General features: G+C 70.8%; 12 protein-coding genes and 1 pseudogene. 3 read left to right on the top strand and 10 right to left on the bottom strand.

What is annotated here, in order from left to right:
- Positions 1–20 precede the first annotated feature (20 nt).
- Positions 21–812 (bottom strand): hypothetical protein, encoded by a 792-nt coding sequence (locus tag ACLJQZ_RS04225; RefSeq protein ID WP_410618691.1) that lies wholly within the window; start codon positions 810–812, stop codon positions 21–23.
- A gap of 264 nt (positions 813–1,076) precedes the next feature.
- Here ACLJQZ_RS04225 and ACLJQZ_RS04220 point away from each other — a divergent pair, with 264 nt between their 5' ends.
- From ACLJQZ_RS04220 to ACLJQZ_RS04210, 3 genes are all read left to right on the top strand, one after another.
- Positions 1,077–2,717 (top strand): AMP-binding protein, encoded by a 1,641-nt coding sequence (locus tag ACLJQZ_RS04220; protein ID WP_410618690.1) that lies wholly within the window; start codon positions 1,077–1,079, stop codon positions 2,715–2,717.
- Positions 2,718–2,721: 4 nt separating this feature from the next.
- Positions 2,722–3,681 carry a phosphotriesterase gene (locus tag ACLJQZ_RS04215; protein ID WP_410618689.1) on the top strand — a complete coding sequence of 320 codons (960 nt, stop codon included), beginning with the start codon at positions 2,722–2,724 and terminating at the stop codon, positions 3,679–3,681.
- Positions 3,682–3,779: 98 nt separating this feature from the next.
- Entirely contained in the window at positions 3,780–4,403 is a 624-nt protein-coding gene (locus ACLJQZ_RS04210; protein ID WP_326948006.1) for a TetR/AcrR family transcriptional regulator, read from the top strand.
- A gap of 105 nt (positions 4,404–4,508) precedes the next feature.
- Here the strand turns inward: ACLJQZ_RS04210 and ACLJQZ_RS04205 are convergent, their stop codons facing one another.
- The 9 genes and pseudogenes from ACLJQZ_RS04205 to ACLJQZ_RS04165 all read right to left on the bottom strand — a co-directional run bounded on the left by ACLJQZ_RS04205 (position 4,509) and on the right by ACLJQZ_RS04165 (position 15,958).
- Entirely contained in the window at positions 4,509–5,396 is an 888-nt protein-coding gene (locus ACLJQZ_RS04205) for an alpha/beta fold hydrolase (protein ID WP_410618687.1), read from the bottom strand.
- A 189-nt stretch (positions 5,397–5,585) separates the two neighbouring features.
- The gene (locus ACLJQZ_RS04200; protein ID WP_410618685.1) at positions 5,586–8,327 is read right to left on the bottom strand and encodes a hypothetical protein; all 2,742 of its coding nucleotides are present in this window, start codon (positions 8,325–8,327) and stop codon (positions 5,586–5,588) included.
- Between the two features lie 167 nt (positions 8,328–8,494).
- The gene (locus ACLJQZ_RS04195) at positions 8,495–9,586 is read right to left on the bottom strand and encodes an acyl-CoA dehydrogenase family protein (protein ID WP_410618684.1); all 1,092 of its coding nucleotides are present in this window, start codon (positions 9,584–9,586) and stop codon (positions 8,495–8,497) included.
- Positions 9,583–10,767, bottom strand: coding sequence for an acyl-CoA dehydrogenase family protein (locus ACLJQZ_RS04190; protein ID WP_410618683.1), 1,185 nt, complete (start codon positions 10,765–10,767; stop codon positions 9,583–9,585). The genes ACLJQZ_RS04195 and ACLJQZ_RS04190 overlap by 4 nt, the downstream gene beginning before the upstream one ends.
- Complete coding sequence (locus ACLJQZ_RS04185; RefSeq protein ID WP_410618682.1) at positions 10,764–11,987, bottom strand: acyl-CoA dehydrogenase family protein; 1,224 nt, start codon at positions 11,985–11,987, stop codon at positions 10,764–10,766. Before ACLJQZ_RS04185 ends, ACLJQZ_RS04190 begins: the two co-directional genes overlap by 4 nt.
- On the bottom strand, positions 11,987–13,009 hold the full coding sequence (locus tag ACLJQZ_RS04180) for a phosphotransferase family protein (RefSeq protein ID WP_410618681.1): 1,023 nt from the start codon (positions 13,007–13,009) through the stop codon (positions 11,987–11,989). The genes ACLJQZ_RS04185 and ACLJQZ_RS04180 overlap by 1 nt, the downstream gene beginning before the upstream one ends.
- Positions 13,010–13,159: 150 nt before the next feature.
- Positions 13,160–13,612 (bottom strand): MaoC family dehydratase, encoded by a 453-nt coding sequence (locus ACLJQZ_RS04175; protein WP_410618679.1) that lies wholly within the window; start codon positions 13,610–13,612, stop codon positions 13,160–13,162.
- A gap of 5 nt (positions 13,613–13,617) precedes the next feature.
- Positions 13,618–14,379, bottom strand: a complete 762-nt coding sequence (gene fabG / locus ACLJQZ_RS04170; protein ID WP_410618678.1) for a 3-oxoacyl-ACP reductase FabG — start codon at positions 14,377–14,379, stop codon at positions 13,618–13,620.
- A 134-nt stretch (positions 14,380–14,513) separates the two neighbouring features.
- Positions 14,514–15,958, bottom strand: a pseudogene (locus tag ACLJQZ_RS04165) (MFS transporter).
- Positions 15,959–15,982 lie beyond the last annotated feature (24 nt).

The following is a 15,982-nucleotide window of genomic DNA, read 5'->3' as shown; positions in this document are numbered from 1 at the left end:
GGTGCGCCGGCCGCGGGACCTCACAAGCCGCAGGGTGCGAGCGCGTCGAGGCCTTGGGGCTTGTCCGCGTTGCGGCCGATCGCGGTGGCGATCCGGTTGATCGTGGCGACGCGCTTGTCCTCCAGCGGGCCGAGGATGGCGTTCTGGACGAAGTTCGCGCCACCCTCGCCCGCGCTGGTGACCAGGCGGTTGTTCGCTTCCGCGAGCTGCGTGTCGAGCAGGGCGAGGTTGCGCTGGACCTCGGCCTGGGCTTGCGCGGGGATCGCCGGCAGCCGGCTCTCGACGTCGGGGCAGGTGATCTGACCGGACGCGCCCTGGGCCGGCTCCGCGGCGCTCGGTTCCGTGGACGCCGGTGCGGCCGCGGTCGTGGTGGCGGCCGGCTGCCCGCCGAGGGTGCAGGCCGCGAGCGCGTCGAGGCCCTGGGGTTTCTCCGCGACGCGGCCGATGGCGATCGCGATGCGGTCGATGGTGCTGGCCCGTTTGTCCTTCAGCGGGCCGAGGATGGCGTTCTGGACGAAGTTCGCGCCGCCCTGGCCGGCGCTGGTGACGAGGCGGTTGTTCGCCTCGGCGATCTGGGTGTCGAGCAGGGCGAGGTTGCGCTGGACCTCGGCCTGGGCTCGGGCGGGGATCGCGGGCAGCTGCCCGGCGACGTCGGGGCAGGTGATCTGCGCGGCGCTCGCCGCACTGGCCTGGCCCGTCTGGCCGGTCGTCGTCGCGATCACCAGGGCGCCGGCGGCGAGCGCGAGGCCCAGTGCCGCCGTCGCGAGTTTTGTCCGCCGGGAAATGCGGTGTCTTCCACCGGTATCAGGCATGAATGGCTCCCATGTTCCGTACTCGTTAGCGTGAACATATGCGCGGCCAGGCGCCATCTTGACGTCTCGACCAGGGGATTGTCCAGCCTGATCTGCCGGAAAAAGATAATCTGAACCAAGTCGAACCGGCGTCCGTATTCTCCAGTGAAGCACCCGGTCTGCGTATTCCGGAAAACGTCGAAGGCCGGCCGGGTCTTGACGAGGACCAGCACCGCCTCCTAGCGTCGCCATACCGACCGGTCGGTGTCCAAGGGAGGTCACGGGATGAGCTGGTACGACGAGAAACCGTGGCTGGCGAGCTACGGCGAACGGCCCCTGGAACCGGTCGAGGCGACCACGCTGCCCGAGACCTTCCGCCGGGCCGCGGACCACGTGCCCGACCGGGACGCCGTCGTCTACTTCGACGGCCGGCTCACCTACCGGCAGCTCGACGAGCTCTCCGACGGCGTCGCCCGCTACCTCACGCACCACGGCTTCGAGCGCGGCGACCGGCTCGCCCTGGTGCTGCAGAACATCCCGCAGTTCGTCATCGCGCTGGTCGGCGCGTGGAAGGCCGGCGGGATCGTCGTGCCGGTCAACCCGATGTACCGCGAGCGCGAGCTGACGCACGTGCTAACCGACGCCGGCGTCAAGGCGATCGTCTGCTCGCAGCGCGGCTGGAACGTCTACATCGGCGCGACGGCGAGCGCGCTGCCCATCGCCCTCACCACCAGCGAACTCGAGTTCCAGACCCGCGACGACGAGCGCGTGCTCGGCAAGGTCGTCCGCGAGGAGACCCCGGGCGCCACGGAACTCCTCGACGCCGCCAAGACGCCCGGGCCGAAGCCGCCGGAGCCCGCGTTCGCGCTCGACGACGTCGCCCTCATCAGCTACACCTCCGGCACCAGCGGGACGCCGAAGGGCGCCACCAACACCCACGGCAACCTCGGCACGAACGCCGCCGCGCTCGGCTCCTTCAGCGGCCTGCCCGCCGGCACGACGCTGTTCGGGCTCGCGCCGCTGTTCCACATCACCGGCATGGTCTGCGAAGTCGGCTCCGCGATCGACATCGAGGGCACGCTCTCGCTCGCCTACCGCTTCGAAGCCGGCGTCGTGCTAGACGCCTTCCTCGAGCACGAGCCGTCGTACACGGTCGGGCCGTCGACGGCCTACATGGCGCTCATGGCCCACCCGTCCTTCAGCCGCGAGCACTTCGCGTCGTTCTCGCTGCTCTACTCCGGCGGCGCCGCGCTGCCGCCCGCCGTCGTCGAGGCGTTCCGCGCGAAGACCGGGCACTACATCCACAACGGCTACGGCCTCACCGAGACGACCGCCGGCTGCGTCGTCGTCCCGGGCGACCTCGAAGCGCCGATCGACCCGGCGTCCGGCACCATCTCGATCGGCCTGCCGGTGCCCGACACGATCGTCCGCATCCTCGGCGAGCACGGCGAGGAGCTGCCGTTCGGGCAGCCCGGCGAGATCGCCGTCGAAGGGCCGATGGTCGTGTCCGGCTACTGGAACCGCCCGGACGCCACGGCCGAGTCGATTCCCGGCGGGCGGCTGCTCACCGGCGACATCGGGTTCATGGACGAACGCGGCTGGGTCTACGTCGTGGACCGCAAGAAGGACATGATCAACGCGTCCGGCTTCAAGGTCTGGCCGCGCGAGGTCGAAGACGTCCTCTACACGCACCCGGCGGTCCGCGAGGCCGCTGTGGTCGGCATCGCCGACGACTACCGCGGCGAGACGGTCAAGGCGTACATCAGCCCGGCACCCGGCGTGACCGCCGATCCGGCGGAGCTGGTCGCCTGGTGCAAGGAACGGCTGGCGGCCTACAAGTACCCGCGCACCATCGTGGTGCTCGACGAGCTGCCGAAGACCACCAGCGGCAAGATCCTGCGCCGCGAACTGCGGGCGAGGGGATAGCGCCGTGGTCGAGACCGTCCGCGGCGGGATCGCGTCGGAAGCACTGGGCCGGGTGCTGATGCACGAACACCTCTTCGTGCTCAGCCCCGAGTTCGTCGACAACTACCCCGAGCACGAAGGGTTCCAGGAGGACAAGCACGTCCCCGAGGCGATCCGGCGGCTCAAGGAGCTGAAGGACGCCGGGATCGACACGATCGTCGACCCGACGGTGATCGGGCTCGGGCGCTACATCCCGCGCGTGCAGCGGGTCGCCGCCGAGGTGGACGTCAACATCGTCGTCGCCACCGGGCTCTACACCTACAACGACGTGCCGCACTACCTGCACTTCCGCGGGCCCGGCACGATGCTGCAGGGTGAGGACCCGCTCGTCGGGATGTTCGTCGGGGACATCCGCGACGGCATCGCCGGCACCGGCGTCAAGGCCGGGCTGCTCAAGTGCGCCACCGACGAGCCCGGCGTGACGCCGGGTGTCGAACGCGTGCTGCGCGCGGTGGCGAAGGCGCACGCCGAGACCGGGGCGCCGATCATGACGCACACCCACGCCGTCAGCCGGCGCGGGCTGGAGCAGCAGGCGATCTTCGCCGACGAGGGCGTCGACCTGAGCCGCGTGCTGATCGGGCACTCGGGCGACTCCACCGACCTCGGGTACCTGACCGAGCTGGCCGACCGCGGCTCGATCCTCGGCATGGACCGCTTCGGCCTCGACCTGCTGCTGCCGTTCGAGGAGCGCGTCGCCACGGTCGCGGCGATGTGCGAACGCGGGTACGCGGGCAGCATGGTGCTCTCGCACGACGCGTCCTGCTACATCGACTGGCTGCCCGAGGACCAGCTGCCGGTGCTGACGCCGAACTGGCACTACCTGCACATCACGCGTGACGTGCTGCCCGCGCTGCGCGAACGCGGGGTGGGTGAAGCCGACATCACGACGATGCTCGTGGACGTACCGAGGCGGTTCCTCGGGTGAGCGATATCCTGTGCGTCCGATCCAGAGTGGGACCGTGGCGCGAAGCGCCTCCGTTGAGGGTGGTGGCGGGGGCATGGATGGAGATGGGGGGACTTGCCATGACGCGAGCAAGCGCCCGCAAACCGGGCGAGGCGGCCGGCGACGAGCAGGCCGCCGTGCCGCGGCGCCTGCTGGAGCAGGCCACGAAGCTCTTCGCGAAGAAGGGCTTCGACCGCACGTCCGTCCAGGAGATCGTCGAGGCCGCGGGCGTCACCAAGGGCGCGATGTACCACTACTTCGGCTCGAAGGACGACCTGCTCTACGAGATCTACGCCCGGGTGCTGCGCGAGCAGACGCGGCAGCTGGAGAGCGTCGCCTCGTCGGGCGCGCCGCTGCGCGAGCGCCTGGCCGCGGCCGCGTCCGACGTCGTCGTGTCCAGCATCGACAACCTGGACGACAACACGATCTTCCTGCAGTCGATGCACCAGCTGTCCCCGGACAAGCAGAAGGCGGTGCGCGCCGAGCGCCGCAAGTACCACGAGCGCTTCCGCGGCCTGGTCGAAGAGGGCCAGGCGTCGGGGGAGTTCCGCACGGACAAGCCGGCCGACGTCGTCGTCGACTTCTTCTTCGGCTCGGTGCACCACCTGGGCTCCTGGTACCACCGCAGCGGCTCCCTGACGGCCCGCCAGATCGGCGACCACTACGCGGACCTGCTGCTGGACGCCCTGCGCCCACCTGGTTGATCGGCGCGCTCGCCGACGTCACCTGGCGGCAGTGGCCGACCCTGGTCCGCGACCACACGCCGGCCACCGGCACCGGCCCTACCGGCAGCTCGCCGCCAAGACGGGCTAGTGCCGGCCCACGTGGTCCAGCAGCAGGGCGATCACTTCGTCGGCCGTCTCCGAGGCCAGGAGCTGGCCGGCGCCCTCGATGATCTGGAAGCGGTACTCGGCGTCGATGTGGTGCACCGTCAGCTCGGCGGCGCCGCGGCCGAGCCAGGGGTCCTCGCTGCCCCAGACGTAGAGCGTCGGGACGGTGATCCGGCCCGCCGGGACGTCGAACGCGTCGGTCGTCGCGCCGCGGTACCAGTTCAGGGTCGCGGTCAGCGCGCCCGGTTCGGAAAGGCGCGCGATGTTGCGTTCGACGAATTCGACGGGAATGCGCTTGTCGTAAACCGCGCGTAACCGCTTGGCTCCGTCGCGTAAGAGGTATTTCTCGGCTTTGCCGGCACCGCGGCGGAAGAACCGGATGTAACCGAGGTCGTGGAACTGCCCGTCGTCGGTCGCGGCCGCGTGCTGCAGCGCCGCCGGGTGCGGCGTGGAGAGCACGGCCAGGGACCGCAGCCGGTGCGGGTGGGTCGTCGCGAGCGTCCACGCCACCATGGCGCCCCAGTCGCGGGCGATGAGGTGGAACCGGTCGGCGCCCTGGCTGTCGGCGAACGCGAGGGCGTCGCTGACCAGCTGCTCGATGGTGTAGGCCGCGACGTCGTCCGGGCGCGCGCCCACGGCGTAGCCCCGCTGGTCGACGGCCACCGCGCGGTAGCCGGCCTCGCCGAGGGCGTGCAGCTGCTCGGTCCAGGCGTCGGCGAATTCGGGCCAGCCGTGCAGTAACAGGACGAATTCGCCCGACGCGGGCCCGGCCGCGAGCGCGCTGTGGTGGTGGTCGCCGACGGCGATGTCCAGTTCTTCGAGCGTGCCGGGCGGCCCGGCTTCCGTCGGCGCGACGGCGAATTCCATGGCGCCCAGGCTAGATCGCATCCACCGCGTCGAACCATGGGAAGAAGGGCACTTTTGCCACCCTTTTGCCCTCGCAGTGGTCTAGCTCACATATTTGTCGCTCATCTGAGCGAAAACCGGAAAGAGTATGAATGCGATTCATGTAAACGGGCGGGGCTCACCGGTCCGGAAAGCCCCGCCCGGTGGCGCTCAGTCGCCCGACACCGGCGGGTCCTGGACGGAGAACGCGTAGTACGCCGTCTCGGTGAGGCCGCCGTCGGCCCGCCGGCCCTGGACCGTGAAGTAGTAGCTGCCGTAGCTCTCCGGGGTCCAGTCGATCGACGCCGTCCCGTCCGCCCCGGCCGGCACCGTGCGCTCGGGCTCGTCGGTGCTCTCCGGCCAGCTCCGGTGCACCTGGTAGACGTACTCGGTCATTCCGGGCGCGTTCGGGGCGAAAGAGAAGGTCCCCGGCACCCCCGTTCCGACGGAGCCCTGGTCTTCGGGGTAACTCGCCGAGGACACCACCGGCTTGTCGGTCACGGTGAACGAGTAGTACCCCCAGCCGGACGTCCGGCCGTCCGCGGCCCGGGCCCGCACGTAGACGGTGTGGTAGCCGGACGTCGGCGGCGTGTACGCCGCGGTCGCCGTGCCGTCCGGCCCCGCCGGGACGTCCGTGGTGGTGTAGCTGTCCACCGCGAACTCGAACGCCACCGTGCCCGCCATCCGCGAGGTCAGCCGGAACGTGCCGGGCCGCATCGGGCCGGCCGGCTCCCGGACGAAGTCCGCCGACGTCACGACCGGGCTGTCGTAGACGGTGAAGGACGTCGAGCCCTCGGCCGAGAGCACCCCCGCGGTGTTGCGGGCCTGCGCGGTGAACCAGACGTTCCCGGCCTCGGTGGGCGTCCAGGTGACCTCGGCCGTGCCGTCCGGCCGGGCCGGCACGGTCAGCTTGTGCGCCGGGTCGGTGGACGGCCAGTAGACGTACTCGGCGATGTTCTCCATCGACGAACGGAACGTGAACGTGCCCGGCTGTCCGGGCGCGTCCGCACCACTGGTGCGCGTGACGTACGGCGCGACTCCGTCGATCGACAGGCTCTTGTACCGCACCTCGGACTGCGTGCCCGCCGCGTCGGTGCTGCGCGCCCGCAGGGCGACCGAAGCCTGCTTCAGCGGTGTCCAGACGAAGGACGCGGTGCCGTCGGCCGTCGCGGGCACGGTGACGGGGTCACCCATCGGCCGGTCCTGGTCGTCGGTGAACCAGTAGGTGTACGACGTCGTCCCGGCCAGCCGCGGGGTCAGCCGGAACGGCGTCGCCGAGCCGATCTTGACCAGGTCGGCCGACTCGATGACCGGCGCGGTGTCGACCTGGAACCGGTACTCGCGGTAGCGCGAAACCGTCCCGTCGGCGCCGGTGTTGCGCACGTACAGCACGTTCTCGCCGCCGTGCGCCGGCGCCAGCGTCACATGGGCTTCGCCGTCGGCGCCGGCGGCCACGGTCTGCTCCGGCGCGTTCTCCAGGTGGTAGGTGTAGCTCACGGTGTCCGGCAGCCCGGGGCTGAAGTCGAACACGCCCGGCACGCCGACGTTGCCCGCCGGGTTGGTGCTTCCGGTCGGGTAGTAGAGCGACGACCAGACGTACGGCCGGATGTCCCGGACGGTGAAGCTCCGGTACTGCTCGTAGGAGTAGTTGTTCCCGCGGTCCACGCTGCGGACCCCGACCGAGAACGAGCCGGAGTCGGTCGGCGTGAACGTCACCGTGGCCGGTCCGCCGAGGGATTCCGCGGGCACCGAGGTCCAGTCGGATTGGCCGGTGAAGCGGTATTCGTACCGGGCGACGTCGGTGGACCCGTGCGCCGTGAACGTGAACTGTCCCGGCACGCCGATGCCGCCGCGCGGGTCCCACGGGCTGTCGGTGAGGTAGACCTCGGAGGTGACGTCGGGAACCTCCGGCTTGACGCTGTCCGGGGTGAGGTAGCAGGTCGGCGACCAGTCCGAGGTGTCGACGCCGTCGGTGACCTGCAGCCGCCACGCGTAGGTGTGGTCGGCCGGCAGTCCCGGGTTGTCGAACTGGGCGTAGGCCTGCCCGTCGGTCACCGGCCAGTCGAGGTCGCGGCGCACCGACGGGTCGTCCACCGACCACATCTCCCAGTGCGCGACCAGGTCCTGGCCCGGATCCGGATCCGTCACGTCGGCGTAGTGCCCGGTGATCGGGATGTCGTGGGCGCGGGTGAACACCCCGGGCGCGGTCGTCGCGCACGGCGCGTCGGGGTAGGCCGTGCGCAGGTTCGCCGGCACGCTCGGTGGCGTGTTGTAGGAGACCTTCAGGCTGACGTCGTTCGCGAACCAGCGGCCGTAGCGCGGGTCCAGCTCGTGCGCCGCGGGGACCCGCAGCTCGAGCGTGAGCGTCTTTTCCCCGGCCTGCACGGCTTTCGCGACGGCGGCGGTGAGGTCGAGGCCGCCGAGATCGGCCGGGCAGCCGCCGGAGGACGCCCCGGCCGTCGCCAGCTTGGCCAGCTCGGCGGGCGGCTTGGCCCACGACGACTTCCCGGTGAGCGGGGCGGTCGACCAGAGTTCGACCGCGCGGTGCGCGCAGTCGGTGGCGCGCTTCTCCGGGATGGTCAGGGCGGCGGAGACGACGTGCTTGCCGCGCAACGAGGTCAGGTCGAGCGTGTAGTACGACCGGGACGCGTGGGGTCCCGTGGCGGCCACGCTCGCGCCGACCGGCGCGTCGCCGGGGGCGTTCACCTTGACGTGCAAGGGATCGGCGGCGTCGGTGAAAGCCCAGGACGACCGCGACAGCGTCTTCACGGGCAGGGGCGGCGGCTCGGCGGCCGAGGCGGCGGCCGGCAGCACGGCCGCCGTCCCGGTGAGCAGCAGCGTGGCGGTCAGCAGCGCGACCGCCCGTCTTCTTCTTCCGGGCAGCGTCGATCGCCGCACGTGGGTGCGCAACATCGGTGGATCCCCCTCGAAACGCGGGGGCAACCGGTAGCCACCCCCAGGCGTGTTCACCTCAGCACCCGGAAACGGGGGACGTCAAGGGATCACCGGGATCTACCGGATCGCGCGTGACACAACCGGAACACCGGGTGTCGCGGCGGTGCCACGCGCGATCGTGCAGGTCAGGCGGGCAGGTCGACCAGGTCGGCCAGGCGGGCGCGGTGGCGGCCCGGGGTGCCGAGCGCGATCTCGTCGGCTTTGGCGCGCTTGAGGTAGAGGTGCGCCGGGTGTTCCCAGGTCATCCCGATCCCGCCGTGCAGCTGGATCGCCTCTTCGGTGGCCTTGACCGCGATCGGCGCGTTGCGGGCCTGGGCGACCGAGACCGCGATCGGCACGTCGACGCCCGAGGCCAGCGCGTCCGCCGCGTTGCGCGCGGTCGCGCGGGCCAGCACCAGGTCGGTGTAGAGGTTCGCCAGCCGGTGCTTGAGCGACTGGAACCCGCCGACCGGCCGGCCGAACTGGTAACGGCCCTTGAGGTAGCGCACGGTCTCGGTGAGCGCCCACTCGGCGATCCCGGTCTGCTCCGACGCCAGGATGCCCGCGCCGGCGAGCAACGCCTGCTCCAGCGCGCCCGCGGCCTGCTCACCCGAGGCCACCAGGACCGCCGGCGCGTTCTCCAGCACGACGTCGGCCACCCGCCGCGTCAGGTCGAAGGAGACCAGCTCCGTGACCGTCGCCGCCGACGCCTCGACGACGTACAGTGCGGGCCCGTCCGGGCCGGCGGCCGGGACGACCAGCAGGTCGGCCACCGACGCGTCGGCGACCGTGCCGACCCGGCCGGTCAAGGTCCCGCCGGTCGCGGTCACAGACGACGGGAAGCCCGCCCCCGGCGTCGTCGACAGCGGCACGGCCAGCGCGCCGATCGCCTCGCCCGCGGCCAACCGGCCGACGAACTCGCCGTCGTCGGTGTGCAGCAACGCCGTCGTCGCCAGCACGACGCTGCCGAGGAACGGCACCGGCGCGACGCTGCGACCCAGCTCTTCGGCCACGACGGCGACCTCGCGGGCCGACGCGCCGTGCCCGCCGCGCTCCTCCGGCACCGCCAGCCCGGCGACGCCGAGGTCGGCGGCCAGGGTGCGCCACAGCTTCAGGTCGTACCCCTCGGCCGTCTCGATGCGCGCCAGCAGCGTGGCCGCGTCGGCCTTGGCCTTGAGCAGGTCCCGGACGCTGGCCCGCAGGTCTTCCTCGACGTCTGAATAGAGCAAGTCGGTCATCGGGGCAGGTCCTTCCAGGCGACGTCCTTGTCGACGCGCGGCTCCGACGGGAGACCGAGCACGCGCTCGGCGATGATGTTGCGCAGGACCTCCGAGGTGCCGCCCTCGATGGAGTTCCCCTTCGCGCGCAGGTAGCGGTAGCCCGCCTCGCGGCCGGTGAAGTCGACGATCGCCGGGCGCCGGAACGACCAGTCGTCGTAGGCCAGGCCCTCTTCGCCGAGCAGTTCGACCTCCAGGCCGGTGAGCGCCTGGTTCAGCTCCGAGAACGCGACCTTCATGGCCGAGCCCTCGGGGCCGGGCGCACCGGCGGTGAGCTGCTGACGCAGCCGGGTGCCGGCCAGGCGCAGCGTCTCCGCCTCGACCCAGCGCTGCACGAGCCGGTCACGCAGTTCCGGCGTGCGCAGCTCGGGACGTTCGCGCCAGGTCTTGGCGACGATCCCGACCAGCCCGCCCTCGCGCGGTTGAACGTGCCCGCCGATCGCGACGCGCTCGTTCATCAGCGTGGTCTGCGCGACCTTCCAGCCCTCGCCGACGGCGCCGAGCCGCTGCGTGTCCGGGATGCGGACCTCGGTCAGGAAGACCTCGTTGAACTCGGCCTCGCCGGTGATCTGGCGCAGCGGCCGGACCTCGACGCCCGGCGCCTTCATGTCGCACATGAAGTACGTCATGCCCTGGTGCTTCGGCACGTCCGGGTCGGTGCGGGTGACCAGGATCGCCCACTGCGACTCGTGCGCGCCCGACGTCCACACCTTCTGGCCGGTGACGATCCAGTCGTCGCCGTCGCGCACCGCGCGGGTGCCCAGTGCGGCCAGGTCGGAGCCGGCGCCCGGCTCGCTGAACAGCTGGCACCACACCTCGTCGCCGGTCCACAGTGGACGCAGGAAGCGCTCGCGCTGCTCCGGCGTGCCGAAGGCGAGGATGGTCGGCGCGGCCATGCCCAGGCCGATGCCGATCCGGCGCGGGTTGTTGTCCGGCGCGCCCGCGTCGACAAAGAGACCGTCCACAACGGACTGCAGCGCGCGCGGCGCGTCCTGCCCGCCGAGCCCGGCGGGGAAGTGGATCCAGGCGAGACCCGCGTCGTAGCGGGCCCGCAGGAAGTCCATCCGGTCCGTGGTCTTCGGGTCGTGCGCGGCCAGGAACTCGCGGACCTGGCCGGTCAGTTCTTCGGCGGTGACAGTCACTTCGCGCCCTCCGACAGGTACTTCTTCAGCTCACGGCGGGCCAGGGACCGCTTGTGGACCTCGTCCGGCCCGTCGGCCAGGCGCAGCGTGCGGTTGCCCGCCCACATCGCGGCCAGCGGGAAGTCCTGGCTGACGCCCCCGGCGCCGTGCACCTGCACGGCCTTGTCCAGGATCCACTCCACCGCGGACGGCGTCGAGATCTTGATCGCCTGGATCTCGGTGTGCGCGCCCTGGTTGCCGACGGTGTCCATCAGCCACGCGGTCTTGAGCACCAGCAGCCGCTGCTGCTCGATGCGCACCCGGGACTCGGCGATCCAGTCCTGCACGACACCCTGCTGCGCGATCGGCTTGCCGAACGCCTCGCGCGAGATCGCGCGGCGGCACATGAGCTCCAGTGCGCGTTCGGCCATCCCGATGGCGCGCATGCAGTGGTGGATCCGGCCCGGCCCGAGCCGCGCCTGGGCGATGGCGAAGCCGTCACCCTCGCCGGCGATGAGGTTCTCGACCGGCACGCGGACGTCCTCGAACAGCACCTCGGCGTGGCCGCCGTGGTCGCTGTCGTCGTAGCCGAAGACGTGCATGCCGCGCTTGACCGTCAGGCCCGGGGCGTCGCGGGGGACCAGGATCATGCTCTGCTGCTTGTGTGGCGCGGCTTCGGTGTCGGTCTTGCCCATCACGATGAAGATCTTGCAGGCCGGGTTCATCGCGCCGGAGATGTACCACTTGCGGCCGTTGACGACGTACTCGTCGCCGTCGCGGCGGATGCTCGTCTCGATGTTGCGGGCGTCGGAGGAGGCGACGTCCGGCTCGGTCATCGCGAACGCGGAGCGGATCTCGCCGTTGAGCAACGGCTCCAGCCACTGCTTCTTCTGGTCGTCGTTGCCGAACATGGCCAGGACTTCCATGTTCCCGGTGTCGGGCGCGGCGCAGTTGACCGCGGTCGGGGCCAGCCGGATGCTGCGGCCGGTGATCTCGGCGAGCGGCGCGTACTGCAGGTTGGTCAGGCCCGCGCCGTGGTCGCCGGGCAGGAAGAAGTTCCACAGCCCGCGCTTGCGCGCCTCGGCCTTGAGCTCGTCCATGACCGGTGGGATGGCCCACGGGTCGTCGCGCTCGGCCAGCTGCCGCTCGAACACGGCCTCGGCCGGGTAGACGTGGGAATCCATGAACTCGAGGAGCTTCGCGCGCAGCTCCTCGGTTTTGGCGTCGAACGCGAAGTCCATTACTTCTCCTCGTTGAGAATCTCGTTGCCGTGCGAGATGAGCAGCGGGACGCCGGCTCCGACGCCTTCGAAGCCCGCCCCGACCGTCTGGCCCTTTTGGTAGCGGTAGTAGATGCCTTCCAGGATCACGGCCAGCTTGAAGAAGGCGAAGCTGACGTACCAGCCGAGCTGCGAGACGTCGCGCCCCGAGCGTTCGGCGTAGCGGGCGACGACCTCGTCGGTGCTCGGGTAGCCGGGCGCCGAGCCGGCGTTCGACACGAACTGCAGCGACACCTTGTCCCGCTCGGCGTAGGCCACCAGCAGCGCGAGGTCGGTCAGCGGGTCGCCCAGCGTCGACATCTCCCAGTCGAGCACCGCCGAGATCCGGTCCTCGCCGTCGACGAGGACGTTGTCGAGCCGGTAGTCGCCGTGGATGATCGACGGCTTCCCGGACACCGGCACGGCTTCGGCGAGCCGCTCGTGCAGCTCGTCGATGCCCGGCAGGTCGCGGCTGCGCGAGGCGTCGAGCTGCTTCTTCCACCGTCGCAGCTGCCGCTCCAGGAAGCCCTCGGGCCGGCCGAAGTCGCCCAGCCCGGCCGCGACCGGGTCCACCGCGTGCAGGTCGACGAGCGTGTCGACCAGCGCGTCGGCGATGGCCCGGGTACGCCCGGCGCCGAGCGCGGCCAGCTCGTCGGCCGTCCGGTAGGGCGTGCCCTCGACGAAGCTCATGACGTAGAAGCTCGCCCCGACGACGTCGGGGTCCTCGCACAGCAGGAGCGCCTCGGGCACCGGGACGCGCGTGTCGCGCAGCCCGGAGATCACCCGGAACTCGCGGGTCATGTCGTGCGCCGTGGGCAGCACGTGCCCGAGCGGCGGGCGGCGCACCACCCAGCGCGACCGGCCGTCGCCCACCACGTAGGTGAGGTTCGACCGGCCGCCTTCGACGACGTCCGCGGTCAGCTCCCCGGCGACCAGCCCGGGCCGCCGCGCGTCCAGGTGGGCGCGCAGCCGGCCCAGGTCGAGACCCGGCGGATCGGTGCTCATCCAGCCTCCTCAGACTTCTTTCCGGCGATGATACCGACCAGTCGGTATGGCGCAAGGTAGACCCGGTAAAGCGTCACTTTCCCTAGGAAAGATACGTCCAGGGGCCCTTCGGACGTCACTTTCCCAGGGAAAGATGCGCTTGGGCGGGTGTCACGCGAGGAAGCGCGTCACCCATTCGGCGACGCACGCGGGCTTCGCCGCACCCTCGATCTCCACGGTCCACCGCGACACCGCCTGCTTGCCGCCGTCGATGTCGGTGATCTCGACCAGCTCGGCCCCGGCGCGCACCTTCGAGCCGACCTTCACCGGCTGTGGGAAGCGGACCTTGTTGAGGCCGTAGTTGATGCCCATCTTGATGCCGTTGACCCGGTAGATCTTCGGGCCGAACGCCGAGAGCAGCGAGAGCGTCAGGAAGCCGTGGGCGATGGTGCCGCCGAACGGCCCCGCGGCCGCCATCGCCTCGTCGACGTGGATCCACTGGTGGTCGTCGGTGGCGTCGGCGAACTTGTTCACCCGGTCCTGGGTGATCGTGTGCCAGTCGCTGTAGCCGAGGTGCTCGCCGACCGCGGCGGCGAAGGCGTCGAGGTTGTCGAATTCGCGCATCCGCCTCAGTCCTTCGGTCCGCCGGCGACGTAGATGACCTGGCCCGAGATGAACCCGGCGCCGTCGCTCACCAGGAACGACGCCAGGTTGGCGATGTCGTCCGGCGTGCCGACGCGCTGCACCGGGATCTGCGACGCGGCGGCCGCCTTGAAGTCGTCGAACGACATGCCGATCCGCTCGGCCGTCGCCGCCGTCATGTCGGTGGCGATGAAGCCCGGGGCGATCGCGTTCGCCGTGACGTTGAACTTGCCCAGCTCGATCGCGAGGGTCTTGGTGAAGCCCTGCATGCCGGCCTTGGCCGCGGAGTAGTTGACCTGACCGCGGTTGCCGAGCGCCGAGGTGCTGGACAGGTTGACGATCCGGCCCCACTTCTCCGCCGTCATGTGCTTCTGGACCGCGCGGGTCATCAGGAACGAGCCCTTGAGGTGGACGCCGAGCACGGAGTCCCAGTCCTGCTCGGTCATCTTGAAGATGAGGTTGTCGCGGGTGATGCCGGCGTTGTTGATCAGCACGGTCGGCGCGCCGAGCTCCTCGGCCACCCGCGCGACGGCGGCGTCCACCTGCTCGGCGTCACTGACGTCGAGCGTCACGCCGACGGCCTTGCCGCCCTCGGCGACGATCGCGTCGGCACCCTGCTTGACGCCGGCCTCGTCCAGGTCGAGCAGCCCGACGGCGAAGCCGTCAGCGGCCAGCCGGGCGGCGACAGCGGCCCCGATGCCACGGCCGGCCCCGGTGACCACGGCGACACGGGAAGGGGAATCGGTCACGGAGGACCTCCTCGTCGTTGAGAAGCGGGTTGGTTGCCGCTCGCGAGCCTACTAAGCGGTTGCTTTCTCGACGATACGCGGGACCGGTCCCCGATGTGGTGTCACCATGCGCAGGATCATAGCCACGGATCTCGTCAGCGCTCAGTCACCTGACACGCTGAACTGCCGGCCCGAGGTACCTCGGTCTCGCCACAGCATCTCGCCGTCTCCGGCTGGGCGCTCGGCGTCGGCGCCGACTTCCTGGCGGCGGCGACCTTCGATGGAACGTCGGCCAGATTGCGCGGGCGGGTTTCCTTGGCGGCGAGGACACCGAGTGCGGAGACAGCGGCGGCGATGATGTAGATGGCGATGGGGGTCGCGGTGCCATAGCTCTTGAGCAGTGCGACGGCGATGATCGGCGCCAGGGAACCGGCGAAGATGGAGGTGACCTGGTAGCCGATGGACGTCGCGCTGTAGCGGACGGTGATGTCGAACTGTTCGGCGAAGAACGCCGCCTGCGGGCCGTACATGGCGGCGTGCATGACGAGGCCGCCGACGACCGCGACGGTGATGAGGACGGGCTGGCGGGTGTCGAGGAACCGGAAGAACAGCAGCGCCCACACGGCAGTGCCGATCGCGCCGGCCAGGTAGACGGGCCGCCGGCCGACGCGGTCGGACAGCGCCCCGAAGGCGGGGATCGCCACGAGGTGCACGGCGTTGGCGACGAGCAGAGCGCCCATGACCACACCGCTGGACATCTTCAGGTGGGTGGTGACGTAGGTGAGGACGAACGCGGTGATGACGTAGTAGGAGACGTTCTCCCCGACGCGGGCGGCCATGCAGATGAGGATCTGCTTGGGGTAGCGGCGCAGGGCTTCCAGGGCCGGCGCCCGGCGCGGAGTCTCACCGGCCTCGGCGAGCGCCTTGGCTTTGACGAAGGCGGGCGCGTCTTCGACGGCGTTGCGGATCCAGAAACCGAGGACGACCAGGCCCGCGGAGAGCAGGAACGGGATGCGCCAGCCCAGGCCAGAAAGGTCGCGTCGTCCATGGTCGCGGCGAGGATCGCGAGCACCGCGGTGGCGAGCAGGTTGCCGACCGGGACGCCGGCCTGGGGCCAGCTGGCCCAGAATCCGCGGCGCTCGGCGGAGCCGTGCTCACTGATCAGCAGGACGGCGCCGCCCCATTCGCCACCGACGGCGAAGCCTTGCACCAGCCGCAGCGTGGTCAGCAGGATCGCCGCCCACATGCCGATGCTGCCGTAGGTGGGGAGCAGGCCGATCGCGGCGGTGGAGGTGCCCATGAGCAGGAGGCTCAGCATGAGCAGCTTCTTGCGGCCGACGCGGTCGCCGAAGTGGCCGAACACCAGGCCGCCGATGGGGCGGGCGACGAAGCCGAGGGCGTAGGTGAGGAAGGCGAGCATCACGCCGACGAGCGGGTCGCTGGTGGGGAAGAACAGCTTGTTGAACACCAGCGCGGCGGCGGAGCCGTAAAGGAAGAAGTCGTACCACTCGACGGCGGTGCCGATGAGGCTGGCGGCGACGACGCGACCGAGGCCGGTCCGCGGCGGGGACGCGGTGGAGTGCTCGTTGGTGCTGGTCATGGCGAGCTCCTGAGGTCAGTGAGA

Origin of the sequence: Amycolatopsis sp. cmx-8-4 (genome assembly GCF_046548675.1) — a bacterium.
Lineage (GTDB): Bacteria > Actinomycetota > Actinomycetes > Mycobacteriales > Pseudonocardiaceae > Amycolatopsis.
Note: the sequence above shows the minus strand (reverse complement) of the source record. Positions and strands in the feature narration are given on the sequence as shown.